General features: G+C 37.8%; 27 protein-coding genes and 1 tRNA gene. 19 read left to right on the top strand and 9 right to left on the bottom strand.

Annotated elements, in window-relative coordinates; genetic code table 11:
- Nucleotides 1–8: 8 nt before the first annotated feature.
- The gene (gene whiA, locus PSR12_RS19165) at nucleotides 9–956 is read left to right on the top strand and encodes a DNA-binding protein WhiA (protein WP_004228019.1); all 948 of its coding nucleotides are present in this window, start codon (nucleotides 9–11) and stop codon (nucleotides 954–956) included.
- Nucleotides 957–1,068: 112 nt separating this feature from the next.
- Nucleotides 1,069–1,326: an HPr family phosphocarrier protein gene (locus tag PSR12_RS19160; RefSeq protein WP_004228023.1), complete on the top strand. Its 258-nt coding sequence runs from the start codon at nucleotides 1,069–1,071 to the stop codon at nucleotides 1,324–1,326.
- Between the two features lie 54 nt (nucleotides 1,327–1,380).
- On the opposite strand, the gene clpP is transcribed toward PSR12_RS19160, so the two are convergent.
- On the bottom strand, nucleotides 1,381–1,971 hold the full coding sequence (gene clpP / locus PSR12_RS19155; RefSeq protein WP_004228025.1) for an ATP-dependent Clp endopeptidase proteolytic subunit ClpP: 591 nt from the start codon (nucleotides 1,969–1,971) through the stop codon (nucleotides 1,381–1,383).
- Nucleotides 1,972–2,279: 308 nt separating this feature from the next.
- Here clpP and PSR12_RS19150 point away from each other — a divergent pair.
- From PSR12_RS19150 to PSR12_RS19135, 4 genes are all read left to right on the top strand, one after another.
- Nucleotides 2,280–2,354: transfer RNA gene (locus PSR12_RS19150), tRNA-Arg, on the top strand.
- Between the two features lie 498 nt (nucleotides 2,355–2,852).
- Nucleotides 2,853–3,650 carry a basic amino acid ABC transporter substrate-binding protein gene (locus tag PSR12_RS19145; RefSeq protein ID WP_221681178.1) on the top strand — a complete coding sequence of 266 codons (798 nt, stop codon included), beginning with the start codon at nucleotides 2,853–2,855 and terminating at the stop codon, nucleotides 3,648–3,650.
- 86 nt (nucleotides 3,651–3,736) lie between these two features.
- Nucleotides 3,737–4,447 (top strand): amino acid ABC transporter permease, encoded by a 711-nt coding sequence (locus PSR12_RS19140; protein ID WP_004228035.1) that lies wholly within the window; start codon nucleotides 3,737–3,739, stop codon nucleotides 4,445–4,447.
- Nucleotides 4,444–5,166, top strand: coding sequence for an amino acid ABC transporter ATP-binding protein (locus PSR12_RS19135; RefSeq protein WP_221681179.1), 723 nt, complete (start codon nucleotides 4,444–4,446; stop codon nucleotides 5,164–5,166). The genes PSR12_RS19140 and PSR12_RS19135 overlap by 4 nt, the downstream gene beginning before the upstream one ends.
- Nucleotides 5,167–5,254: 88 nt before the next feature.
- On the opposite strand, the gene PSR12_RS19130 is transcribed toward PSR12_RS19135, so the two are convergent.
- Nucleotides 5,255–5,869 carry a spore coat protein gene (locus PSR12_RS19130; protein ID WP_004228038.1) on the bottom strand — a complete coding sequence of 205 codons (615 nt, stop codon included), beginning with the start codon at nucleotides 5,867–5,869 and terminating at the stop codon, nucleotides 5,255–5,257.
- Between the two features lie 133 nt (nucleotides 5,870–6,002).
- On the opposite strand from PSR12_RS19130, the gene PSR12_RS19125 reads away from it, so the two are divergent.
- The 3 genes from PSR12_RS19125 (at nucleotide 6,003) to PSR12_RS19115 (ending at nucleotide 9,749) form a co-directional block, all read left to right on the top strand.
- A complete protein-coding gene (locus PSR12_RS19125) occupies nucleotides 6,003–6,584 on the top strand; it encodes a LemA family protein (protein WP_257520504.1) in 582 nt (193 codons plus the stop codon).
- Nucleotides 6,584–7,333: a TPM domain-containing protein gene (locus PSR12_RS19120; protein WP_257520503.1), complete on the top strand. Its 750-nt coding sequence runs from the start codon at nucleotides 6,584–6,586 to the stop codon at nucleotides 7,331–7,333. The genes PSR12_RS19125 and PSR12_RS19120 overlap by 1 nt, the downstream gene beginning before the upstream one ends.
- 142 nt (nucleotides 7,334–7,475) lie before the next feature.
- Nucleotides 7,476–9,749 carry a S9 family peptidase gene (locus PSR12_RS19115; protein ID WP_274770145.1) on the top strand — a complete coding sequence of 758 codons (2,274 nt, stop codon included), beginning with the start codon at nucleotides 7,476–7,478 and terminating at the stop codon, nucleotides 9,747–9,749.
- Nucleotides 9,750–9,803: 54 nt separating this feature from the next.
- Here the strand turns inward: PSR12_RS19115 and PSR12_RS19110 are convergent, their stop codons facing one another.
- Entirely contained in the window at nucleotides 9,804–9,959 is a 156-nt protein-coding gene (locus PSR12_RS19110; protein WP_274770143.1) for a hypothetical protein, read from the bottom strand.
- Nucleotides 9,960–10,054: 95 nt separating this feature from the next.
- Between PSR12_RS19110 and PSR12_RS19105 the strand changes: the two genes are divergently transcribed.
- The 10 genes from PSR12_RS19105 to PSR12_RS19060 all read left to right on the top strand — a co-directional run bounded on the left by PSR12_RS19105 (nucleotide 10,055) and on the right by PSR12_RS19060 (nucleotide 19,936).
- Nucleotides 10,055–10,288 (top strand): glutaredoxin family protein, encoded by a 234-nt coding sequence (locus PSR12_RS19105; protein ID WP_054549560.1) that lies wholly within the window; start codon nucleotides 10,055–10,057, stop codon nucleotides 10,286–10,288.
- 261 nt (nucleotides 10,289–10,549) lie between these two features.
- Nucleotides 10,550–10,672, top strand: coding sequence for a hypothetical protein (locus PSR12_RS19100; protein WP_004228055.1), 123 nt, complete (start codon nucleotides 10,550–10,552; stop codon nucleotides 10,670–10,672).
- Nucleotides 10,673–10,846: 174 nt separating this feature from the next.
- Nucleotides 10,847–11,899 carry a sugar-binding transcriptional regulator gene (locus tag PSR12_RS19095; protein WP_274770140.1) on the top strand — a complete coding sequence of 351 codons (1,053 nt, stop codon included), beginning with the start codon at nucleotides 10,847–10,849 and terminating at the stop codon, nucleotides 11,897–11,899.
- A 126-nt stretch (nucleotides 11,900–12,025) separates the two neighbouring features.
- On the top strand, nucleotides 12,026–13,042 hold the full coding sequence (gene gap, locus PSR12_RS19090; RefSeq protein ID WP_004228061.1) for a type I glyceraldehyde-3-phosphate dehydrogenase: 1,017 nt from the start codon (nucleotides 12,026–12,028) through the stop codon (nucleotides 13,040–13,042).
- Nucleotides 13,043–13,575: 533 nt separating this feature from the next.
- A complete protein-coding gene (locus PSR12_RS19085) occupies nucleotides 13,576–14,760 on the top strand; it encodes a phosphoglycerate kinase (RefSeq protein WP_274770139.1) in 1,185 nt (394 codons plus the stop codon).
- Between the two features lie 19 nt (nucleotides 14,761–14,779).
- Nucleotides 14,780–15,541: a triose-phosphate isomerase gene (gene tpiA, locus PSR12_RS19080; protein WP_274770138.1), complete on the top strand. Its 762-nt coding sequence runs from the start codon at nucleotides 14,780–14,782 to the stop codon at nucleotides 15,539–15,541.
- Nucleotides 15,534–17,075 (top strand): 2,3-bisphosphoglycerate-independent phosphoglycerate mutase, encoded by a 1,542-nt coding sequence (gpmI, locus tag PSR12_RS19075; RefSeq protein WP_274770136.1) that lies wholly within the window; start codon nucleotides 15,534–15,536, stop codon nucleotides 17,073–17,075. The genes tpiA and gpmI overlap by 8 nt, the downstream gene beginning before the upstream one ends.
- Before the next feature lie 2 nt (nucleotides 17,076–17,077).
- Nucleotides 17,078–18,370 (top strand): phosphopyruvate hydratase, encoded by a 1,293-nt coding sequence (gene eno, locus PSR12_RS19070; protein WP_004228070.1) that lies wholly within the window; start codon nucleotides 17,078–17,080, stop codon nucleotides 18,368–18,370.
- A 638-nt stretch (nucleotides 18,371–19,008) separates the two neighbouring features.
- The gene (locus PSR12_RS19065) at nucleotides 19,009–19,536 is read left to right on the top strand and encodes a DUF6241 domain-containing protein (protein WP_274770134.1); all 528 of its coding nucleotides are present in this window, start codon (nucleotides 19,009–19,011) and stop codon (nucleotides 19,534–19,536) included.
- A gap of 163 nt (nucleotides 19,537–19,699) precedes the next feature.
- Complete coding sequence (locus tag PSR12_RS19060) at nucleotides 19,700–19,936, top strand: chemotaxis protein (RefSeq protein WP_274773496.1); 237 nt, start codon at nucleotides 19,700–19,702, stop codon at nucleotides 19,934–19,936.
- Between the two features lie 42 nt (nucleotides 19,937–19,978).
- On the opposite strand, the gene dltD is transcribed toward PSR12_RS19060, so the two are convergent.
- The 6 genes from dltD to PSR12_RS19030 all read right to left on the bottom strand — a co-directional run bounded on the left by dltD (nucleotide 19,979) and on the right by PSR12_RS19030 (nucleotide 26,144).
- A complete protein-coding gene (gene dltD, locus PSR12_RS19055) occupies nucleotides 19,979–21,154 on the bottom strand; it encodes a D-alanyl-lipoteichoic acid biosynthesis protein DltD (protein WP_274770132.1) in 1,176 nt (391 codons plus the stop codon).
- On the bottom strand, nucleotides 21,151–21,384 hold the full coding sequence (dltC, locus tag PSR12_RS19050; RefSeq protein ID WP_016994756.1) for a D-alanine--poly(phosphoribitol) ligase subunit 2: 234 nt from the start codon (nucleotides 21,382–21,384) through the stop codon (nucleotides 21,151–21,153). Before dltC ends, dltD begins: the two co-directional genes overlap by 4 nt.
- A gap of 42 nt (nucleotides 21,385–21,426) precedes the next feature.
- Nucleotides 21,427–22,590: a D-alanyl-lipoteichoic acid biosynthesis protein DltB gene (dltB, locus tag PSR12_RS19045; RefSeq protein WP_221681190.1), complete on the bottom strand. Its 1,164-nt coding sequence runs from the start codon at nucleotides 22,588–22,590 to the stop codon at nucleotides 21,427–21,429.
- Complete coding sequence (gene dltA, locus PSR12_RS19040) at nucleotides 22,587–24,062, bottom strand: D-alanine--poly(phosphoribitol) ligase subunit DltA (protein ID WP_221681191.1); 1,476 nt, start codon at nucleotides 24,060–24,062, stop codon at nucleotides 22,587–22,589. Before dltA ends, dltB begins: the two co-directional genes overlap by 4 nt.
- Before the next feature lie 17 nt (nucleotides 24,063–24,079).
- On the bottom strand, nucleotides 24,080–24,217 hold the full coding sequence (locus PSR12_RS19035; RefSeq protein WP_221681192.1) for a teichoic acid D-Ala incorporation-associated protein DltX: 138 nt from the start codon (nucleotides 24,215–24,217) through the stop codon (nucleotides 24,080–24,082).
- Between the two features lie 280 nt (nucleotides 24,218–24,497).
- Entirely contained in the window at nucleotides 24,498–26,144 is a 1,647-nt protein-coding gene (locus tag PSR12_RS19030; RefSeq protein WP_221681193.1) for an alkaline phosphatase, read from the bottom strand.
- Nucleotides 26,145–26,156: the final 12 nt, after the last annotated feature.

Here is a 26,156-nt window from a genome sequence, read left to right as displayed (position 1 = left end):
GGCGTGATATGTCTTTTGCTTCTGAAACAAAAAAAGAATTGACACAAATAGAAGCGGACAATCATTGTATGAAAGCAGAAGTTTCTGCCCTAATTCGTATGAATGGTTCATTATCCTTTGCAAATAAACAACTAAGCTTAGACGTGCAAACCGAAAACGCTGCAATTGCCAGAAGACTATATACGATTATGAAAAAATTGTATCCGTACAATGTGGAATTACTTGTTCGTAAGAAGATGCGATTGAAAAAAAATAACGTGTATATATGCCGTGTAAGAGAAGGGGCACGTGAGCTATTAATTGATTTAGAAATCATCTCAGACGACTTTCAATTTAACCATACTATCTCAAGAAAGCTCATTCAAAAGAGTGGCCAAAAAAGAGCTTATTTAAGAGGAGCCTTTTTAGCAGGAGGTTCCGTCAATAATCCAGAAACATCGGCTTATCATTTAGAGGTTTATTCTTTATATAAAGAACATGGTGAGGCATTAATGGATTTAATGAATGAATTTGAACTCAATGCCAAAACAATTGAACGTAAAAAGGGCTTTGTGACTTACTTAAAGGAAGCGGAAAAAATTTCAGATTTCCTTAATATTGTTGGCGCGCATCAGGCTATGATGAAATTTGAAGATGTTCGGATTTTGCGAGATATGCGTAATAGTGTCAACCGTATTGTGAACTGTGAAACTGCCAATTTAAATAAAACCATTGGAGCAGCATTACGGCAGGTTGAGAATATTCGATTTATTGAAAATTCAATTGGTCTTGATCAACTACCAGAGAAGCTTCGTGAAATAGCACGTCTCCGTGTTGAATACCAAGATGTGACATTAAAAGAGCTTGGTGAAATGGTATCTAGTGGAACGGTTAGTAAATCAGGTGTTAACCATCGATTGAGAAAAATTGATGAGATTGCGGATGCATTAAGGCGTGGTGAAAAAATAGGTGGTTAAGTTATCATACTTTTCAGGTATGAATGTCATGCTAATCGCTTATTGTTCTTTTGCCAGTAAGTAAGGTAAGATAAAACTAACAGACGAACGGTAGTGAAGGGGAGTTTTGAGAATGATTGAGAGAAGAGTCCAGGTTAAATTAAAATTAGGACTACAAGCTAGACAAGCAGCACTATTTGTGCAGGAAGCAAATCGTTTTAGTGCTGATATCTTTCTAGAAAAAGATGAGAAAAAAGTAAATGCCAAATCCATTATGGGTGTTATGAGCTTAGCAGTTGCTAAAGGTACCGAAGTGACTTTAAGCAGTGAAGGTAACGATGCTGAGCAAGCGGTTACAGCATTAGCAACAATTATTGAAAATGAAGATTAACACTCATTAAATACAAAAGGCATCACAGAGCAATTCTGTGATGCCTTTTATTTTTTATTTATTATCGCTACGGTGCATGATATGATCGATTAAACCGTATTCTTTTGCACGTTCAGCAGTCATGAAGTTATCGCGATCTGTGTCTCTTGCAATGACTTCAAGTGGTTGACCAGTGCGTTCAGATAAAATGCCATTTAATTTCTCGCGTAAGAATAGAATACGTTTAGCAGCAATTTCAATTTCTGTCGCTTGACCTTGTGCACCACCTAATGGTTGGTGAATCATGACTTCAGCATTTGGTAAGGCAAAACGTTTACCAGGTTCTCCAGCTGCAAGTAGGAAAGCACCCATTGATGCAGCCATACCAATACAAATTGTTTGGACCTGTGGTTTAATGATTTGCATTGTGTCATAGATAGCCATACCAGCCGTAATGGATCCACCAGGTGAGTTAATATAAAGAGAGATATCTTTATCTGGATCTTCTGCCTGTAGGAAAAGAAGCTGAGCGACAATGGAGTTAGCAACATTGTCATCAATAGCACTTCCTAAAAGGATAATACGGTCTTTAAGTAGACGTGAATAAATGTCATATGCACGCTCACCACGACTAGTTTGTTCAATAACTGTAGGAATTAAATTCATGTTAAATCCTCCTTAAAAAGCTAAATTCGAATACCTTTGCTGAAAATTTTCCTTTGTATTTCAGCTGTATCCTTATCATACACATTATAGTCAGGGAAGGTCAAATATTAACCCTGCTAAAGTGAAATTAAAAAAATAAAATGTTTTTGCATTCTATGGTTGAATTATATAGGATAGGCTTGTATAATGATTAAGGTTATAAGGTTTAAAGTACAGGTCACTATTTTGCAGGTATGCTTCAAAAATGAGGGTTATCTACATCATGCTTTTCGTAAGCCTAGAGTGAGTACTTTTTTTTTGTGTCTTTTGCCCTCGTGGTGTAATGGATAACACGTAAGATTCCGGTTCTTGCACTGGGGGTTCGATTCCCTCCGAGGGCGCCATTTTACTGATTAATTGATATACTGTTATAGCTCATCTCCTAATAAGTAGTTTAGCAGCCTGCTTACTGGAGATCGAGAGGAAGAATAAAGGGAATACTGTCCTAGTTGGCATTATTCCCCTATTTATTCCTTTCAAACCTTCAAAAAAGCAACAACTCCAAATTATTTTTTAGTGAACATACTGTACGTGAGACTAGAAATAGTCGAAAAAAAGAATCCTATCTGAGGGGATTCTTTTTTTTTGCCTAAATTTATCGAAATTTGGCATGGTTCTCATTGTATATATATTAGTTTTAGGTTAATTTTCTTGTTATTTATACATATTTTTTCAAATTATATGAATTTAATATAAATTTATATGAAAAAATATTTAATTTTATGCGAAAAGTTGTTGTCTAAATACTATAATGTTAATATAATTGACCTAATAGTCTAACATTTCCGAATTGCGAAAAATAATACGTAATTCGGAAAATTATCGAACTAGGGGGAAATACAATGAAAAAAACAGGTTGGATGTTACTGATGATAATTGCAGCATTAACATTAGCACTTGCAGGATGTGGTACAAAAGATGATGCATCTTCAGGTAGCTCATCTTCAGAAGATGGTGGAGATGGCAAAAAAGTTTATAAAGTAGGTACTGAGGCTACTTTTGCACCATTTGAATCTGTTGACGATTCAGGGAAAATTGTAGGGATTGATGTCGATATTTTACAAGCTATTGCAGATGAGATGGACTTTGAGGTTGAGTGGAATAATATTGGATGGGAGCCAGTGTTCCAAACAATTAAAAACGGTGAAACAGATATCGGTGCTTCTGGAATCACAATTACGGAAGAGCGTAAAGAATCATTTGATTTTACAGAACCGTATTATGAGTCTCAGTTATTAATTGTTGTGAAAGAAGATTCAAAAATTAAATCTCTTGATGAATTAAAAGATAAAAAAGTATCTGTACAAATTAATGCTACTGGTCATATGGCGGCGAAAAAGCTACAAGGGGAAGCAAGTACAAATATTATGGCTTTTGAAAGTCAGCCAATCGCTATTCAAGAAATGTTAAATGGGAATGTTGACGCAGCTATCGGAGATAACGCAGTAGTTTATGAATATATCAAAGCTCACCCAGATCAAAAACTAAAAGTAATTGAAGATGATGCATTCGAAAAAGAATACTATGGCTTCATGGTTCAAAAAGGAAATAAAGAATTGCTAGATAAATTAAACGAAGGTCTTAAAAAAGTTAAAGAAAACGGTAAATTAAAAGAAATTACAGGCATTGATTTTCAATAAAAATGAATGAAATGATGCTATTAACATAGTAACTGTGCTAACGGCTCATTTATTAATCGTAATTTAAAGGGGAATGGGGTTTTCGGATGGACATCTTTGACTTACGCTGGGACATTGTCTGGAACTACCGAGATATGTTTATACGAGGTATTGGCGTAACACTTATTTTGACACTTAGTGGTTATTTTGGCGGTATTCTATTAGGGCTATTTTTAGGCCTTGGAAAATTATCGAGTAAGAAATGGATTTATTGGCCATCTAAACTATATATCGATTTATTCCGTGGAACACCGATGCTTGTACAAATCTTGTTAATTCACTTAGCAGTTATTCCAACAATTTTTGGTCATTCTTTAGGTTATATGGTATCAGGGATTACAGCGCTTATTTTAAACTGTGCTGCTTATAATGCGGAAATTTTCCGTGCAGGGATTCAAAGTATTGCAAAAGGGCAAATGGAGGCTGCTCGTTCTCTTGGATTAACGCATAACCAAGCAATGCGTAAGGTCATTTTGCCTCAAGCTTTTAGACGTATGATTCCGCCATTGGGGAATGAATTTATTGCATTATTAAAAGATTCTTCACTCGTAACTGTAATTGCAGCACCAGATATTTTATATGCTAGTAAGGTCGTAGCTGGTGCAAGCTTCCGCTTCTGGGAACCGTATATCGTTGCAGCATTATTATATTTAGTGTTGACATATGGTGTAACGAAGATTGTAGCATTTATCGAGAAACGATTTAGCAATAGTTACGTCCCTCGTAAAGCTAAGGTAGAAGGGCGGGAAGCAAGATGATAAGAATTGAAAACCTACACAAATACTTTGGCAAGCTTGAAGTATTAAAAGGAATCGATTATGAAATTCAAGAAAAACAAGTTGTCTGTGTTATTGGGCCATCTGGTTCAGGAAAAAGTACATTTCTCCGTTGTATCAATATGTTAGAAGAAGTAACGGATGGTGCTATTTATATTGAAAATGTAAAAATTAATGATCCTAAAACGAATATCAATGAAATACGCGCTGAAGTGGGTATGGTGTTCCAACAATTTAACTTATTCCCGCATATGACTGTTATCGATAATGTCACGATGGCACCTATGCAAATTCGTAAAATGAGTCGTACAGACGCAGAAGCTCTAGGACATGAACTATTAAACAAGGTTGGGCTCGACAGCAAGGCCTATAATTATCCTGAGCAGCTTTCTGGTGGTCAGCAACAGCGTGTGGCGATTGCTCGTGCCTTAGCAATGAAGCCAAAAGCTATTTTATTTGACGAACCAACTTCAGCCCTTGACCCTGAAATGGTAAAAGAGGTGCTCGATGTTATGAAAAATCTAGCAGCTGAAGGGATGACAATGGTTGTTGTGACACATGAAATGGGCTTTGCTCGTGAAGTAGGCGATCGAGTAGTCTTCATGGATGGGGGCTATATTGTAGAAGAAGGGTCTCCAGAGGAACTATTCGGTAATCCACAAAGCGACCGTACGAAAGCGTTTTTAGGAAAAGTATTATAAAGCAGAAAAAGCGAACGAGCATGTCGTTCGCTTTTTTTGTGCTAAAAACAACAGAGCATGGTGAATATTCACCATGCTCTGTTGTTATTTAATGAAGGGGATTAGATGTTGTGTCGAATGCATTCAGCATCGTTTGCATATCCTGTTGGGAATACTGAGGCACCTGATAATAGCCGTGTTTGTTTTGATAAATGGATAATTCGTATCCCATTTCAATGCAGTTAGGAATACTATCCGCAACAACGCGACGAACTACAGGGTTTGTTGTCTCCAACGCAGCAGTTGTCATACATTTTGCTGCTCCTTTTTGAGCACCGAGTAAAAATCCAGAAATAGCTTCATCATTAATTTCATTAGCGTTTTGCATTGGCTTTTTTGGTTGACCAGGGTTTAGGCCATATTTGAAATCATTTCCTGTTTCCATCTGGTAGCGTCCTGTTGGAACAGATGGATCGTGTCCTGTTTTAAAGGACTCAACGATCGTATTGTACATACCAAGAGTGAAATTATATTGGCGATCCAAGATGTTGAGTAATTCAGGATCTTTTACATGGGGACGCAAAATAATCGCTTGGTTCATACCTGCAATAATTTCGCCAATTGTTTCATGCATGTCCATCATTTCATGTCCACCATGATTTAGGCTATGTTGTTGATTTAAATTTGTTTGGTTTGATGATTCATTGTAAAACGATTGTGACAAAAAAAACGCCTCCTCAATAATTTTTTGTTGCAGTATTTAGTATGGCGTGTCAATTCGATTTCATACGGTATAAATGTAAAGGTAAAAATGTAGACTAAAGATAGAAGGAAAAGCAAGTCAAGGAGGCTTAAAATTGAAAAAGTTACTTGGACCAATTGGAATAATTGTCATCATTCTTGTTGTCATCGCCTTATTATTTATACCTAAATATAATAGCCTGGTGACAGCTGAGGAAAATCTTGATTCTAAATGGGCACAAGTTGAAAATCAGCTCCAACGTCGCTATGATTTGATTCCCAATCTAGTGGAATCTGTGAAAGGCTATGCGAATCATGAGCAAGAGGTGATAGCAAATATAACGGAGGCACGTGCACAAATGGGAAATGCAAGCTCACCAGAGGAGCAAGCTGTTGCCAATGATGCTTTAACTGGCGCTCTTAGTCGTTTACTAGTAGTTGTAGAAAATTACCCAAACTTAAAGGCAGATGCAAACTTCCGCCAGTTAATGGATGAGCTAGCAGGTACCGAAAATCGGTTGGCTGTAGCACGTGAGGATTACAATAATGAGGTACAGCAATTTAATAAACATGTTAAACGTTTCCCGGGGAATTTAATAGCAGGGATGTTTGGTTTTGAACAAAAAGAATACTTTAAAGCCGCAGCAGGAGCTGACAAAGCACCATCTATCGACTTTAGTCAATCGGGTACACATTAATGAAACGTTGCATTGTACAGATGATCATCGTTTGTTCGGTGCTTCTTTTTTTCTCGAATCTAGCAGAAGCAACGATGCCATCACCGATGAAAAGTACGTATATACATGACTTTGCCAATGTAATTTCTGTCAATGTCAAAGAAGAGCTAAATCATTATTCCGAGCAGTTGGATCAAGGCACTGGTGCTGAAATCATGGTAGTCACAGTTGATAGTCTTTATGGACAAGAGCCGAAAATGTATGCGACAAAATTGATTCGTTCATGGGGCATTGGTGACAAGGAAAAAAATAACGGTGTCTTGATTTTAGCTACCTTAGGTCAAGGGGAAGGAAATAACGACGTTGTAATTGCCGTGGGTCAGGGATTAGAGGGAGCATTACCAGATGGTAAATTAGGACGCATTTTAGATAATGCATTTTATCCCTCAGCAAGTACTGGTAATTTAGATCAAGCTTTTCAAGCAACTTATTCTGAAGTTTTTCGCGCTGTTGCCCAAGAGTATAATTGGAACGGTGATTTGCCGGCGCAAACAAAAGAAGAGGATGACATACCCACTTGGTTAATTATCCTAATCATTATCATTGTTATTATTATCTATTCATTCTTTTCGAAAGGTGGCGGAGGTCCTCGCTCTGGAGGCTATGGCGGTTATCCAGGTAGTTTTGGTGGAGGACATTCGAGTAGAGGGAGCTTTGGCGGATTTGGTGGGGGATCTTCTGCTGGTGGGGGAGCAAGCAGGAAATTTTAATAGAGGTAATGGCGAACTATTCTATTTAGTTCGCTTTCATTTTGGCTAAATCAAAAACCTCTCAATTAATAATGCTAGAATTGTTATAATTTAAATATATCGACAATCGATATAACGTAAACTGATATAGGGAGGAATCATTTTGAAAAAAAGATTTTTATCTGCATCGTTAGCAATTATTTTAACAACCTCTGTAGTTATTCCTGCAACAATGCAAGATGTTCGTGCTACCAATGAAACAAATAGCAGCGTAATAGCACAAGAAGAACGTGTGTCAGCGCAGGAATTTTTGAATTTAGCTGTAACAACTTTAACATTCCAGCACGGCTCAGATTCAATGCGTCAACAAATTATTGATAAATGGGTAAAGGCTGGAGAATTCACAGATTTAAGTTTGACTATTAAACGTGATGAAGTGGCTCGTATTTTAGTTAGAGCGTTAAATAAAGAAGAAAAAGAGACTTCACTTGCTGAGTATTTAGAGAAGGCCAATAAGATTGGTTTATTTAATGGCTTATCATCAAATACAGAAGCAATTTCAAAACAAGATGCAGTAAAAATTTTAAACAATGCAAAACAAATAAAAAATGGTTCTAATCATGAAGGTGTAAAGGAAATTTCAGTTGAAGACTTTATGAAAAACCCTGGAAATTTCGGTTATGAACTTTCGCCAGATGGCAATTACATTACTTTTTCCTCTGCTTGGGAGAACAGATCCAATGTTTTCGTGAAAAAGATGAATGATGATAGTGAGCCTGTTCGTGTTTCGAATTCAAAAGATCGGGACGTTGCAGGATTTTTCTGGAAGGATAATAATTTACTATACGTAAAGGATAAAGGTGGAGATGAAAACTTCCATATTTATTCTACAACATTTAATGGCTCTGAGGAAAAAGATCTAACACCATATCCAAACGTCACAGTTGGGATATTAAGTGGCCTACAAGGTGTTAAAGATGAAATTCTTATCATGATGAATAAGGAAGATGCAACAGTTTTTGATGTCTACAAGCTGAATGTAAAGACTGGGGAAACAACTCACGTTGCAAAAAATCCAGGTAATATTGCTAGCTGGCTAGCAGATCGCAATGGAAATGTGCGTATTGCCGTAGCCTCAGATGGTGTGGAAGGAACGATTCTTTATCGAGATTCTGAAAAGGATGAATTCAAGCCATTTGTTGAAATGGAAGCTGGAGATGAAGTAATGCCACTAGCTTTCTCAAAAGACAATCAATACATTTATGCTACATCAAACAAAGGTAGAGACAAAGTAGAAGTTGTAAAATACGACTTAAAAGGTAATGAAGAAGTAATTATGTCTAATGATCAGGTAGATGTTTCTGGTGTCTTATATAGTGCCGAACACGATAAATTGCTATATGGTGCATATATAACAGATAAAACACATTACCAATTCTTTGACGAGAACTTTGAAAAGCTTTTCCGTAAAATCCAAAGCAAGCTGAATGTGCATGAAAGTGAGCTTGGTATCAATGATTACAATAAAGAAATGACCAAATTTATTGTGAGTGTTTCAAGTGATACTGTCTATGGAAAATATTATTATTACGATTCTACGACAGATGAATTAACCGAGTTGGCTACTTTAAGCCCTTGGTTAAATCCGAATGAACTTGCAGAAATGCATCCAATTTCATATAAGAGCCGAGATGGTTTAACGATTAATGGTTATTTAACTTTACCGAAAAATAAAGAAGCGAAAGATCTCCCTCTTATTGTCAATCCTCATGGTGGTCCTTGGGCACGTGATATGTGGGGCTTCAATCCAGAAGTACAATTATTAGCTAATCGTGGCTATGCAGTGCTACAGGTGAATTTCCGTTCGTCAACTGGATATGGTAAAGAGTTCCTTCAAGCTGGTAATAAGCAATGGGGTCTGAAGATTCAAGATGACATCACTGATGGTGTCCAATGGGCAATTGACCAAGGCATTGCAGACCCTGATCGCATCGGTATTTATGGGGCATCCTTTGGTGGTTATGCAACATTAGCGGGTATTACGTATACACCTGATTTATATGCTGCTGCAGTTGATTATGTAGGTGTATCTAACATATTTACATTATTAAATACCATCCCTCCTTACTGGGAAACTATGCGTAACATGTTTTATGAGCGCGTAGGTCATCCAGAGAAAGACAAAGAATTGTTAACTGCTGTTTCACCTGTTTTCCATGCAGATAAAATCAAAACACCATTATTTGTCGCCCAAGGAGCAAATGACCCGCGTGTGAACAAAGCAGAATCTGATCAAATTGTGGAAGCCTTACGCGCTAGAGGTGTGGATGTAGAGTACATGCTAAAAGATAATGAAGGACATGGTTTCGCAAATGAAGAAAATAGAATTGAATTCTATAATGCCATGGTAAAATTCTTCGATAGTCATTTAAAATAACTTAAAACGAAAGGCATTGATGTGTAGCTTGCTCACAATCAATGCCTTTTTTAATTACAATAGGTGAATTGGATTTGGATAGCGCATTTTACGTTCAAATGATGAAATGCACAGTGCTAGTTCCTCAATACCAGTATAAATTAATGGTTCATCTACCTGAGAAATACTTAAACGAATAAGATTATCCTTTTTAAATTCTGGTAGATACATTCTAGCAGCGTCATCCATCAACATTATGTCATTAATGATATAGTGGCCATTTCTTCAATACTACATCGTTTATAATAAAGGAGGAGGTGCTATCTATGAAAATTAAATTTTTTAGTAGGGCGAATTGTCCTTTATGTGTAGAAGGGCTACAGACATTAAAGCTTGTTCAGGAAGATGTTCTATTTGATATTGAAATAATTGATATAGAGCAGGATGATCGTATACATGAAAAATATATGCTAATGATTCCGGTAGTTGAAAAAGAGGGTGTCGTCATTCAGTATGGTCATTTAGATTATGCCACGTTAATGGAGCGATTAGGCAGTTAATCTACTGAAAGTATAAAGAATTATTAACGGTATAAATGACTTTATTATTAGCTGTCATTCTCACAATTCACAAATTGTTCAATGAAAGCGGTTTGAATTTGAACAGTTTGTGAAGACCTTCACATTAGACTTTCTTTTCCTAAAAATCGGAGTAGAATAGGTATCAAGTAAGAAGTTGTTATAAAACAGTTTAGCAAATGTATCACAAATTTTAGTGGTTGTTATATTACAAAAATAGATGATGTGAAGGGAGATTTTACAATGTGGGTTATTACAGTATTTGAGAAAAAGGACGTTCGAATTTTTGAGTTTACTAATAAAACTGAAGCAACAAAAGCTTTAGAAGGTTTTAAAAAGAATGCGATTTTATCTTTTACTAAATAAGTACAACAAAGTCTTGTAGCTGTTTTTATAGCTATGAGGCTTTTTTTATTCAGAACAATACAACTACTTGCACTTTCAAACAATGCATATTATAATAAAAGTATAAGTGGGACACAAAATAATTAAGTGGGTTAAAAATAAGCCCACCACTATTAATTAGGGGAGTAGATAGATATGTTAACTGTTCCAGAGGCACAGCAAAGGCTACTTCCTGAAATGTATCCGCTTCTGCAAGCAAGATATCGAATATTGCAAGCCGTTCAACTCATGCAACCAATCGGACGACGTACACTAGCTGATTCACTGAAAATGACAGAAAGAGAAATACGTAAAGAAACTGATATTTTACGTGAACAAGGGTTATTAGATGCGCAAAAGTCGGGTATGGTATGTACAGATGATGGTGTAATAGTCATTGAAAAATTAAGAGCCATCGTTTATGAATGGTCTGGTTTAACCCAGCTTGCAAAAGTGCTTGAAAGCCACTTTGGCATCCAACGTGTAGTCGTAGTTCCTGGTGATTACAATGAGGATCATACAATCCTAAGCATGCTAGGCAAAGAAGCAGCATTGCAATTTATGTCGACTGCTTTTGATGGGCAAGTTGTAGCTGTCACTGGTGGAAAATCTGTTGCCTCACTTGCGCAGTTTTTACATCCTTTAGACGGACAAAAGGATATCACTTTTGTCGCTGCACGCGGGGGGATTGGACATGAAATGCAAATGCAGGCCAATACACTTGTTGCAACATTTGCCATGCAAATGGAAACACAATATCGTACTTTATTTTTACCCGAGCATTTAAGTGAGCAAGCTTATCAAGCGATGCTAACAGAGCCGATGGTTACAGAAATGATGGCCTTCTATAATCAAGCAGATTGCGTCATTCATGGGATTGGCTCCGCAGAGGAAATGGCTATTCGTCGTAACTCATCTCCTGAGGATTTGCGAATTCTTGAGGAAAAAGGTGCTGTGAGTGAGGCTTTCGGCTATTATTTCAATGCCGATGGAGAAATAGTACATCGTATACGCACAATTGGTATCCAGCTTGAGCAGGTACAAAACAGTGAACAGGTCATTGCAGTTGCAGCAGGAAAACAGAAGGTCAATGCAATGTTTTCTTATTTTAAAGTAGCACCTAAGCAAACCATATTTGTAACAGATGAAGCAGCGGCCAAAGCAATTGCTGCTAAAATATCTTCTATAGAAAATAACCATCTTGAATGATGGCAAAGTTGTAAACATGTCACTCGATCTCAGAAAGTGCTAAAGCATTTTTTGAATGAGCATAAAGTAAATTTTGATGTCTCTATTCATAGAGACAGATATCACACATTATTGGAGGAATTAACAATGGCATTAAAATTAGCGATTAATGGATTTGGACGTATTGGACGTTTAGTATTTCGTGAGGCAATGAAGCATGATGAATTTGAAGTAGTAGCCGTAAACGACTTAACAGATGCTGGTCAGCTTGCGCACTTATTGAAATATGATTCAGTACACGGTATCTATGATGCTGAAGTCAATGCAGATGAAGATTCTTTCGTAGTAAATGGTCAACGTGTAAAAGTATATGCTGAAAAAGATCCTGCACAATTACCATGGGGCGAATTAGGCGTAGATGTAGTGCTTGAATGTACGGGTCGATTCCGTTCAATGGAAGAAGTAGGCAAGCATATTGAAGCAGGGGCGAAAAAAGCGATTCTATCAGCACCAGCAAAAGGGGCAATGCCTACATTTGTAATGGGTGTAAACCATGAGGATTATAACCCAGCAACTGATGATGTGATCTCCAATGCTTCTTGTACAACAAACTGTCTAGCACCAGTAGCTAAAGTGCTTGATGAGAAATTTGGCATTGAACGTGGTATGATGACAACAATTCACTCTTATACAAATGACCAACGAATTCTAGACTTCCCACACTCTGACCCTCGTCGTGCACGTGCTGGAGCAGTGTCTATGATTCCAACAACAACAGGTGCAGCAGTAGCTGTATCAAAAGTATTGCCACAGTTAAAAGGTAAGCTAGATGGTTTCTCTATGCGTGTGCCAACACCTAACGTATCATGTGTTGACTTAGTTGTAGAACTAAAAGCAGATGTATCGAAAGAAACAATTAATGCAGCATTAAAAGAAGCTTCTGAAAATGAATTAAAAGGCATTTTAGATTACAATGAGCTACCATTAGTATCAATTGATTATAACGGTAACCATTATTCTTCTACGGTAGACGGCCTTTCAACAATGGTGTTAGAAAACAAAATGGTGAAGGTTTTAGCTTGGTATGATAACGAAATTGGTTACTCTACTCGCTTAATGGACCTAGCTTTATACATTGCTGAACAAGGCTTAAACCATAAATAAGTATCATATTTCGACATTTTGAGTAAAAAGTGTGACATATTACTGCTTTTTATGCACAAAAAGTATAGCCTTTATAATATCGAATAGATATAATATACAAGGGTATTGGGAGTAAGGGATAACCCTTACTCCTTTTTTCTAGATTCAGCAGAAACGCCCACCTCTATAGGTGGTGAGATGAATACACAAATTACTCTCTTGATTCATTGATGTAAAATCACCGACTGAATTAAGGTAAAAGTCTCAGTGAATGTAACAGATTTTGAAGAGGAACAAGTTCGGAAAAAATCGGGAGTTAAATACACTGAGGCGTAATTGATACATGTTGATTGCAAGACATCGCAGTTAACTTTTGCTACTATAAAAACAAGTATTAGGGTTCATTATCAAAAGTTGGAGAATCATCCTTACACGAGATAGTGACGCTGAAAAAGTACCAAAATGACTATTCAATTTAGTAAGCATGGTGTAGAGCCAAGATGGGTAAAACACAAGAGTGTAAGACTAAAACAAACTTTGAAGGGAGTTTCTTCATGTTAAATAAGAAAACAATGAAAGATATTGAAGTAAAGGGTCAACGCGTTTTTGTACGTGTAGATTTCAATGTACCAATGGCAGACGGTGCTATTACCGATGAGACGCGTATTCGTGCAGCGATTCCTACAATTGAGTATTTAGTAGAGCAGGGTGCTAAAGTTATTCTAGCTTCTCACTTAGGTCGTCCAAAAGGTGAAGTAAAAGAGGATATGCGTTTAACAGCTGTTGGCATTCGCTTAGCAGAACTAATGGGCAAGCCTGTTACGAAGCTTGATGAATCCATCGGGCAAGCAGTGGAAGAAGCCGTTGCAAATATGCAAGATGGAGACATTCTACTGCTTGAAAATGTACGCTTCCATGCTGGTGAAGAAAAAAATGACCCAACATTAGCACAGCAATTTGCTCAGCTAGCAGATATTTATGTTAATGATGCTTTTGGTGCAGCCCACCGAGCTCATGCTTCTACAGAAGGAATTGCTAAGCATATTCCAGCTGTATCTGGATTCTTAATGCAAAAGGAATTAGATGTACTAGGTAAGGCATTGTCTAACCCTGAGCATCCGTTTACAGCCATTATTGGTGGTGCCAAAGTAAAAGATAAAATTGGTGTTATTGAAAGCCTATTAGAAAAAGTAGATCACTTAATTATCGGTGGTGGTTTATCCTTTACATTTATTAAGGCACAAGGCCACGATATCGGTAAATCATTGCTAGAGGAAGATAAAATTGAGCTAGCAAAGTCCTTTATTGAGAAGGCAAAAGCAAAAGGTGTGCAATTACATATGCCAGTCGATGCTGTTGTGGCAAATGAATTTTCACAGGATGCTGAAACAAAAATCGTTGATGTAGATGCTATTCCAGCTGATTGGATGGGTCTAGATATTGGACCTAAAACGGCTGCAAACTATGCAGAAGTTATCAAAAACTCTAAATTAATCATTTGGAATGGACCAATGGGTGTCTTTGAAATGGACAAATTTTCAAACGGCACAAAAACAGTTGCTGATGCAATGGCAACAACAGCTGGCTACACAGTAATCGGTGGCGGTGATTCAGCTGCGGCAGTTGAAAAATTTGAAGTAGCAGATAAGATGGATCACATTTCTACAGGTGGTGGTGCTTCCTTAGAATTAATGGAAGGCAAAGAGCTTCCAGGGATTGTAGCACTAAACGATAAATAAGCTAATCGGAGGCAAAATGATGCGTAAACCAATTATTGCAGGTAACTGGAAAATGTTTAAAACATTTGAAGAGGCTATTCAGTTTGTAGATGCTGTACAAGAAAAACTTCCTTCCAATGACAAAGTAGATGCTGTTATTTGCGCACCAGCTCTGTACCTACCTACACTTGTGCAAGTTGCTAGTGAGTCAGAGCTGGCAATTGGTGCACAAACTATGCACTATGAAGATGAAGGTGCTTTTACGGGTGAAATTAGTCCAGCACAGCTAGCAAGTGTGGATGTTGACTATGTCATTTTAGGACACTCTGAACGTCGCGAATACTACAATGAAACAGATGAAGCGATTAATAAGAAGGTAGCAGCAGCACTTGCCCATACTATCGTACCTATTATTTGCTGTGGCGAAACACTAGAAGAACGTGAAGCAGGCACAACAGAGCAAAAAGTGGCAGGCCAAATTAAAGCGGCACTTGCTGGGTTTGAAGCACAGCAAGTAGAGCATATGGTCATTGCGTATGAACCGATTTGGGCGATTGGTACTGGTAAAACGGCTACGGCAGACGATGCAAATCAAGTATGTGGAGCGATTCGAGCAGTAGTAGAAGAGCTATATAATGCTGAAACTGCGAATGCTGTGCGCATTCAATATGGTGGCAGTGTTAAGCCTGATAACATTCAGGAGCTTTTATCGAAAGAACATATTGATGGTGCTTTAGTTGGTGGAGCAAGCTTACAACCAGAATCTTATTTAACATTATTGGAGGCGGCAGCAAATGCCTAAAAAGCCAGTAGCATTAATTATTTTAGATGGCTTTGCATTTCGAGATGAAACATTCGGGAATGCAGTAGCACAGGCGAATAAGCCAAATTTCGATCGATATTGGCATCAATTTCCTCATGCGACATTAACAGCAGCAGGAGAAGCCGTTGGATTACCTGAAGGACAGATGGGGAATTCCGAGGTGGGGCACCTAAATATCGGTGCAGGACGTATCGTATATCAAAGCTTAACACGCTTAAATAAATCTATTCGTGATGGAGATTTCTTTACGAATCAAGCCTTTTTAGATGCAGTAGCACATGTTAAAGCTCATCAGTCAAAGCTACATGTTATGGGCTTATTATCAGACGGTGGTGTTCATAGTCACTATGAGCATATGTTTGCACTATTAAAGCTAGCTAAACAGCAGGGGTTAGAGGAAGTTTATGTACATGGCTTCTTAGATGGTCGTGATGTTGGTCCAACAACAGCATTAGACTATATAGAAGAAACTGAAAAGCAAATGGCTGAAATAGGTATAGGGCAATTTGCTTCGATTCATGGACGTTACTATGCAATGGATCGTGATAAACGTTGGGATCGTGTTGCACTGACTTATAATGTACTGGTGGATGGCGTCGGTCAAACAGCAGAAAGTGCTAAAAGTGGTGTAGCAGCATCCTATGAGCGTGAGGTAACAGATGAATTTGTCATCCCATTTAGCATTCAAGAGCATGGCGAGCCAGTAGCAACAATTGGCGATCAGGATGCAGTGATTTTCTTTAACTTCCGTCCTGATCGTGCAATTCAGCTGTCAACAGTTTTTACAAATGAAGCATTCGACGGCTTTGCTATATCTGCAAATCATCCAAAGAATTTAAAATTTGTGTCCTTCACACACTATAGTGATGAAGTCAACGCACAGGTTGCTTATGAAAATGACAACTTGAAAAATACAATTGGTGAAGTATTAGCGACGAATGGGAAAACACAGTTGCGGATTGCGGAAACTGAAAAATATCCACATGTTACATTCTTTATGAGTGGTGGACGTGAGGAAAAATTCCCTGGTGAAGAACGTACTTTAATTGCTTCTCCAAAGGTGGCGACATACGATTTAAAACCTGAAATGTCTGCCTATGAGGTGACAGAAGCCTTACTTGCAGAAATTGCGGCTGAAAAATTTGATGGCATTATTCTTAACTTTGCCAACCCTGATATGGTTGGTCATAGTGGAATGCTGGAGCCAACAATTAAAGCCATTGAAGTAGTAGATGAATGCTTAGGGAAAGTAGTAGACGCACTCCTTGCAAAAGGTGGCGCAGCTATTATTACAGCTGACCATGGCAACTCTGATGAAGTGTTAACTTTAGCAGGTGAGCCAATGACAGCTCATACAACAAATCCTGTTCCAGTAATTGTGACAAAATCAAATATAATGTTAAGAAATGGTGGTATTTTAGCCGATTTAGCGCCAACCATGTTAGAATTATTAGAGGTGTCACAGCCTACTGAAATGACAGGACAATCATTAATTGAAAAAGAGGAGAATTAATTATGCCATTTATTACACAAGTTTATGCGCGCGAAGTTTTAGACTCACGTGGGAACCCAACAGTAGAGGTTGAAGTATTTACAGAATCAGGCGCATTTGGCCGCGCAATCGTACCATCAGGTGCATCAACAGGTGAATACGAAGCGGTAGAATTACGCGATGGTGACAAATCTCGTTACCTAGGCAAAGGTGTATTAAAAGCAGTTGAAAATGTAAACACAATTATTGCGGAAGAATTAGAAGGTAACTATTCTGTTCTTGATCAAGTAGTCATCGACAAAGCTTTAATCGAGCTAGATGGCACGGAAAACAAAGGCAAGCTTGGTGCCAACGCAATTCTAGGTGTATCCATGGCAGTTGCACATGCTGCGGCAGATTATTTAGATGTACCTCTTTATCAATATCTTGGTGGGTTCAATTCTAAGCAATTACCAGTACCAATGATGAACATCCTAAACGGTGGTGCTCACGCAGATAACAATGTAGACATTCAGGAATTCATGGTTATGCCTGTTGGTGCAGAATCATTCCGTCATGCATTACGTATTGGCGCTGAGATTTTCCATAGCCTAAAAGCTGTTCTAAAAGCAAAAGGCTACAACACAGCAGTAGGTGATGAAGGTGGTTTCGCACCAAACTTAGGCTCTAACGAAGAAGCAATTACAGTGATCTTAGAAGCGATTGAAAAAGCAGGCTACAAACCAGGTGACGAAGTGAAACTTGCAATGGACGTAGCATCCTCTGAACTATTCAATAAAGAAGATGGCAAATACCACTTAGATGGTGAAGGTGTTGTCAAAACTTCTGAAGAAATGGTTGATTGGTACGAAGAGTTAACAAATAAATACCCAATCATTTCAATTGAAGATGGCTTAGACGAAAACGACTGGGCTGGACACAAGCTATTAACAGACCGTATCGGCAAACGCGTACAATTAGTAGGTGATGACCTATTTGTAACAAATACGAAAAAATTATCAGCAGGTATTGAGCAAGGTGTAGGAAATGCAATCCTGATCAAAGTAAACCAAATCGGTACGTTAACTGAAACATTTGAAGCAATCGAAATGGCCAAACGTGCAGGCTACACAGCGGTTATTTCTCACCGTTCTGGTGAATCAGAAGATGCGACAATTGCTGATATCGCTGTTGCAACAAATGCTGGTCAAATTAAAACAGGTGCTCCATCACGTACAGACCGTGTAGCTAAATACAACCAACTTCTTCGCATCGAAGATCAACTTGGTTCAACAGCAGAGTATCTTGGTTTAAATTCATTCTATAACTTAAAATAAGTATTTGATTGAAGCGAAAATGCTTTGAACTTAGTAAAACACAGCTTTTATATTTGAACCTCTGATTTATAAGTGTGATAAACACTTGTAGATTGGGGGTTTTTTCGTGCTTATTAAAGATTTGTTGAAAGAATTTACATTCGCATTACAGATTAAAAATTATTCAATTAGAACAACAGAAACTTATAACTACAATACAGCTCACTTCATTCAATATCTTAAAAAATATATTCAACATCAATTAATTCTTGGTAAAAAGGCGACTTACCTTAATTAAGTCGTTGGGGTGTTTTACACGTATTTGGTTGCGGAAGAATATGTCACTTAAACATCATGGCACACTCAGAATCGTTGTGTGATGAACCTTGGTGAAAAGGATACGAATTGTAATCGCACCCTTAGAGAGCAAATATGACGGACTTACCTATATTAACGCATACAAAATTGTATTAGTTGTATTTAATCAACGAACGCAATTTTGCGTTGGTACCTACTGTATACAATGTACATACCATTATCTACGAACAGGGTTTTTCATTGAACCTTATTTCAATATTCTGTTATTATTATCCTAATTACATAATATAAACCAATACATAATGATATAATGATATAAATGACAATGAGGAGTTAATGACATGAAGAGAAAAACAAAATCTGCAATTGTTATCATTGTAATATTGGTCATTTTTGGAGGGATTTTTGGTTACATTAAATCCACCGAACAAATGGAAAAACCTGTTGCCAAAAAAGAAAGAGCCACTATTGTTGTTGACGGAGCACCGCTTGAAGATAAAAAAGTTACAAAAGAAGAATTACTTTATCCTGACAATTTAGTGGAAAGCAAAGTAAATGAAACCATCCATAGCATGTCCCACCAAAAAGTGAAAGCTGCTTCTCAATGGGGTCGTGAGCGAATAACACAAGAAAAAGTTGACCGATTGTTAACTGTAGTTAAAATGAACGATTATAAATATAAAGAACTTTATATTTCAATATTGGAAAGATGGTCGAAAGGTGATTATTCAAACGCCGTTGACGACCATAACAAAATTTGGGAAATGCAAGGTGGCGATGACACGACAAATTCAGGAAGAGCAACACGTTTATTATCGCCCGAGGAAGAAGAGCAGTATATTGAACAATTTTACACAGATGAAAAATAGGTGAAGCTTTGAATTGTATGCAAATCTTTCTGTTTGTAATCATTAATATTTATTACACAAAATCCACCAATTCCTAAGATACAAAAAAATTATTGATGGAGGGTTTTATTTATGAACGAAGAAAGAAGCGGCACAAGCAAGCCAATACGGTGCAGGTTTCTATATCGTAGCGCAAGAGGTAAGGAAGCTTTCTAGTGAGACAGCTACAGCAACAGAACAAATTGAAACCTCTCTTAAAACGATTGAGAGTAATATTCAAGCACTTATGGAAAGCATGGAGCAAATTGAAACAGCCTCCAATGATCAGGCAGAGCAGGTTCAACATTTTAGTGAAGCCATTGAAAAACTAAATGAGATAACCGAGCAAATGGCGCTTTACATAAAAGGTCTCTTACGATAATAAGAAAGGACAGTCTACTATATTAGACTGTCCTGACTTTTGTTATGGCTGTGACCAATGCTGATCTAGTTCTTGATCGAGATAAACCCAGCCCTTCCAGGCAATATGAATTGTATCCATTATAAAATAAGGATCATATTCATGATCTGAAAAATCAACATAGGCAACATTCGCATCCTTTAATACTTGCTCCATTTTATCGTAATACTTTTGACGGCGCTCCTCAGGATAGCCATTATAATCATACCAATAGCCATTAACCGGAATGGAGACGAATAGTGGCTTGGCACCTGCATCCTTTAAAACATCGATCACTAGTTGGAAATCCTCGTATTCAGGAGAGTTTGAATAATCCTCTTTTTTTCGTATATCCTTAAACTTTGAAAATTTAGCATTTACAAGTCGCTGATAGGCGCGATCTTCAATCATATAGTCATTGGATACACGCTTCTCCCCATATGCCTCTGCATGCTCCAATTGTTGCTCAAAGCTTTGATTGGCAATGAGCTTGTCATTACTTTTTAATGCATGACCTTTACGTGGGAAAAGGGAATAATATAAATCCTTCTTTTCTAGTAACGCCTTGTGGAAACGCCCTGCAACCATGGCCATACGTCCAGTAATTGGCTTTTCCTTGCCGTTAGACATTTGATATTGATACATGGTCTTTAAGAGGCGATCCCGTTTGACAGTATCAAATTCTAGTAGGCGCTCCATTGCTCTTTTATGAAGATTGGCATCCATCTCCTGATTAAAGGCTAAATCATAAGCATGTAGCATGGAATAATTCGGTGAAAAGTGAAATTCACCCATGCCCTTCTCTGTAAACCACTGTGGAGAGATGATAAAGACCACTTTTTTATCCTTTAAATTCTTTTCTTGTGCTGCAAAATTCAAGAAATGGGTAATGGACTGCATGCCTCCACGTCCAATCATAAAGGTCGAATACGGAGCATCAGTTGCTCGCGTATAATTGTAAGGATGGAACGGATCAAAACGGTTTAATTCTGAGGAGCCGTAAAGTGGCATGGAACTAGGCTCCTGTAACATTCGCTCCTGTAAATATGTGCCCTGAAATACAAGTGGAGACATGTTCGTTTTGGCTTGTTCCACATCCTCATTGGATATCCATGCTTTAATCCAAGCATTAGGAAAAAAGACAAAGCCCGTAAAAAGAGCAAATGCAATAAATAAAGAAAGAAAGCCTTTTTTGATCATTGTCTTTCAGCTAATTTCCCTGCTATTCGATTAGGCGTATTCCATTCTTCACGATTGAAATCAGTAATAGGGACAGAAATATTAAAACGATTTTCAATTTCAACTAATAAATTAATTGTCCCAAACGAATCCAGTAAACCTTCTTCAAATAAATCTATATCTGGGTTTTCTACAATAATTTCATCTTCACATAACTCGACTAGCATTTCTAAAACTTGTTGTTGATCCATTAATAATTCTCCTTTAGTGAACAGGCTCTTACAGCCCTTTGTTTAAAATAATGTGCCAGAAAAAATATAGAAGCCGAAGCATACAGCATGAAATGTAATGATTACGCCAATAGCATGCGTCCATTTATTTTTTGGCCAACGCTTATGCTTTTTATTCCAGCGTTCAAATTTATCAAAGCTGATAATCAATAGGGCATGATAGAGTCCATAGACCACAAAGTGCCATTCCAGACCATGCCAAATACCCATTAAAAAGAATAGTAAAAAGAAGCCTATATACGAAATAGCAAATTTATTTTTTAACCATTTTTTCTTTGTCATCCAAAGGACAAAGCGCATATAGACATAATCCCTAAACCAGAAGGAAAGGCTCATATGCCAACGATTCCAAAAATCTTTAATATTGCGGCTGGCGAAAGGGCGATTAAAGTTAATCGGTGTTTGGATACCCATTATCCGGCTCACACCAACAGCAAATGCACTGTAGCCAGCGAAATCAAAGAATAAGTAAAAGCTATACATATACATATACGCTAGCTGCCCCTGAAAAGGTGTCAAATAGTTATAAGTATGGTTAGGCAAATAAATAAGCGTGTAGTTGTAAATTAAATAAGCCAAAATAAACTTATATAAAAAGCCGACAAAAATATAGTTAATACCACTCAATAGCAGCTTTTGGTACTCCTCCGAGGAAGGCACGGCATGAAAATCCTTTGTAAAACGACGCCAACGATCAATCGGCCCCGATGATACGGTAGGAAAGAATAATAAGAAATAGACTAGCTCTACTACCGAAATTTTCTCTTTCATCAAGCCATCACGGGTTTCTAAAATCATTTGCACCGCTTTAAACGTAATGTAGGATACACCAAGGAAGCCAAATAAATGATGTAACCCGAGAATCGGCAAAACCTTTACAAGAATCAAGGGTAATATGGATAAAAGCACCGCTATTATAAAAATGGTTCCGCTATTTTGCTGAAGTCGATAGCGCTGATAAGCCACAATAAGTACTACCTGAAAGACAGTAAATAATACGAGCGAGATGGACCCATTCAATGAATGTCCGAAGATTAATGCTAAGACAATGACCGAAACAAAAAGATTATAGCGTTTCGAAGATTTGCCTCGTAATCCTAAGAGGATGGTAGGTAGTAATAAAAGTCCGATGATCACAAAAAATGCTATATTTCCATAAGGCGTCATACTGTCTCCATAACCGCCAATCCTTTACGATCTACCTTACCATTTGGATTTAGTGGTAAAGCGTCCATATATTTAAATGTTTTCGGTATCATATAGGCAGGTAAGTACGCCGATAAAAGTGCCTTCAATTGCTTTGTTGTTTTAAAAGCAGCGTCTGTTAATGGCTCACGTAAAACAATATGGGCACTAAGAGAAATGATTTCCTTCTCCTTATAAACAGGTACAACAACACAGCTTGAAACAGGTGGCAGGTTACTGATTTGTTTTTCAATCTCTTCAATCTCTAAACGATAGCCATGTAATTTCACTTGGAAATCCTTACGACCTGAAAAGAACAAATAACCATCCTGCACAAAGCCTATATCACCTGTTTGATAGATGCGATCGCCATCCACGATCGGGAAAGCTTTAGCTGTTAATTTAGGCGCTCCCAAATACCCTGCGCTAACGGTTGGCCCTGAAATAATAATTTCCCCATCTTCTGCTACAGAAACGTTTGGCTCCGTTATAGGGGCAATCGGTAATTGTTCGAAGCGTCCTACTAGCTCTTTCGCCACCTTTACATAGGATACAGCGACGGTTGTTTCCGTAGGACCATATAAATTATAAATTGTTGCCTGTGGAAAACGGAGCATCAACTCGTTACATACCGCTATCGGTAAAACCTCTCCGCAAAATAAAAAAGTATCCAATGCAGGCATGAGTTTTTGATCCCATTCTTTGTTCATCAAACACATCCTGGCAAAAGAAGGTGTAGAAGTCCATACACGAGTATTTGACGTCGCTAATGAATCAAACAATGCTTTTGGATTAGCAATTTCTTGCTGTGTAATCGCATAAAGTGTGTGTCCACCAACAAGAGCTGGGTAGAGATCCATAACAGATAAATCAAAGGAATAAGGTGCTTGGTTTAAAAATACGCCGTCTTCCTGTAAAGGGAAGTGATCCTGCATCCACATTACAAAGTGTGTTAGATTACTAGCTGTTATTTGTACCCCTTTTGGTTGACCCGTTGAACCAGAAGTGTAAATAATATAATGGATATCCTCATCATGAACCCATGTTGCGGATGATAGGATCACGTCCTTTGAGGAGGCATCCAGAATATCATGCACTGCCATAACTGGAAGGTTCATCTGCATCTGTAATAGCTCTGTTGTCAATACTAAACCTGCTCCAGAAGCTTCTGTAATGAGTTGTAATCTTTCCGATGGTGTTGATGAATCAACAGGTACATATGGATGGCCAGCCTTTACAGATCCGATAAACGCAACAATTTGTAGGGGGGACATATGTCCATAAATGACAATAGGTTGTTGTCTCCGCAACTTAAGCTTCATTAAATAATCGGCAAGACGATCCGATAAATGCCAAAGCTCACTATAAGTTAAGGAGGCATTGTGTGTCTGATAAGCAGTTTTTTGTGGCTGCTGGATGGCCACACGTTCAATAGCTGCCAAAATACTTAACATTTTTTAATCTCCTTTATTTAAAATTCCGTATATATAAATGGTCCAGCGTTCATATCATGGAAGCCATGTATAAGAAACAACAGTACCAAAACAATCAAATAAAACATCGTGAAGCCAATGAAGCGTAAATACTCATTATTTTTGATGGATTGCATTTGTCCACCTCCAATGAAAAAAAGTATAGGATTAAACTTTCAAAAAAATAGTAATTTACTAGTTAAAAATCCTTACCTTATGTTTTTAACACTGATTTGACGGAATGTGGAGAAAAATGTTGCTGAATTAAGATGAATTCAGTAAATCATAAGATTAATTTAAGGTAAATTTAAGGTTTTGGGGGGATATGTAGAGTTTACAAATTATTGGCTGGTTTACTTATGTAAAAAAAGCACGAACATAAGGGAATAATCTCAACTTATGTTCGCGCTATTATTTTTATTTCACTTGATTAATAACTTTTTTAGATACATAAAATTCAGAGCCATTGTAGACATTGATTGTATCAAATGTATGAGTCTTTGCCGTGTTTGAGGAAGTTTGTTCATACGTCATCGTGTTTTTGTTGACTGGAATTTTCACTGTGACATCTGCTTTTTGCGCAATAAATGTTGGATTTTCTTTATCCGATAAGTCGATTTTTGTTGTAAATCCTTTTTCCGTAAATGCCTTCGTTGCAGGCACATATAAATCATTTGTTAATGTGTTTAAGTCAAAGCCCATAAAGCGTGCCATTGTATGAGCTAAATCAGTGTTTTCTACTAATCCTGTCAATTTATAAGGACCAAATGAATATAAGAATACATCTTCACCCGTATGGCCACCTGTTGTATAACCGATGTTTGCACGATTGGCTAGCATTTTTACCATTTCACTACCTAAGTCTTTAGCAGACTGTAATGTTTTAAGCTCGTCCTCCGTTAATGAATCTAAGCCATAAAGAGCAGCGACCTCAACTAAATTAGAGCGATCTTCTTTTAGCTGGCTTAAAGCTCCTTCAATGGTCATCGTAGCTTTTTTTAACGGGTCGATGTAAGCAGAGACTGGAATGCTAGAATAGGTACTAGTAGTGTTAGCGTTCCCCATCGTAATGCCGCTATTTCCATGATCAGTTACTGCAATGACTAGAGTATTACCGTCTTCCTTCGCAAAATCGACTGCTTCTTTCACCGCATCATCGAATGATAATATATCGCTAATGATACCAATTGTATCGTTGGCATGTGCAGCCCAGTCAACCTTGCTACCTTCTACAAAGAGGAAGAAGCCATCCTCATCCTTTTTCAGCGTATTGATTGCTTTATTCGTCATTTCAGCAAGTGTAGGCTCAGATGCTCTTGTTTTTGCACGATCTAAATCATAAGCAAGTGAACTTGGTGCAAAGCTTCCCCAAATTTTTGAGGATTGACTATTAAATAGCTCATCGCGCGTTTTAACGAGATCATAATTTTTTTCATTCAAAACCTTGATTAAATCCTCGCCATCTTGACGGGCATTTTTCGATGTGCCTGGTGATAGTGATTCCAGACCACCGCCTAAGACAACATCAATATTTTGATAAACCTGCTGCTCTGCAATATCCCCATATTGACTTCTATTGTTGACATGGGCAGAAAAACCAGCTGGTGTAGCATGTTGAATTTCGGAAGTAGAAATTAATCCAGTGGCCTTACCTTGCTGCTTAGCTCCTTCTAGCACATTGGCTACAGGGCGGAAGGCTTCATCCTTAGCGATTTGCGCTAATCCAGGGGAGTTGATCACAGATGGGAGAACACCTATATATTTATCGTTCGATTTATGGCCAGTTGCTAATGCTGTCGCAGCAGGCGCGGAATCGGTAATGGCAGATTCAGCAGAATATGTGCGCATAGCACCTGATAAAATTTCATCCATTGCTAGGCTTTCACCTTTATACCAGCGGGAAAGGGTGACAGCATTATTACTACTACCATCCATCACAAGCATAATGACATTTGTCGGTTTCTTTACTTCGGCTGCATGTACCTCTTGCTGTGAGATACTAACTGCGGATAAAGTCACTGCACTTGCTAAAAACAATGAAGTCCATTTTTTTGCGTATTTCATGATTTTCCTCCT

Origin of the sequence: Lysinibacillus sp. G01H (assembly GCF_028872195.1) — a bacterium.
GTDB lineage: Bacteria > Bacillota > Bacilli > Bacillales_A > Planococcaceae > Lysinibacillus > Lysinibacillus capsici.
This window is presented reverse-complemented; position numbering and strand designations above follow the sequence as displayed.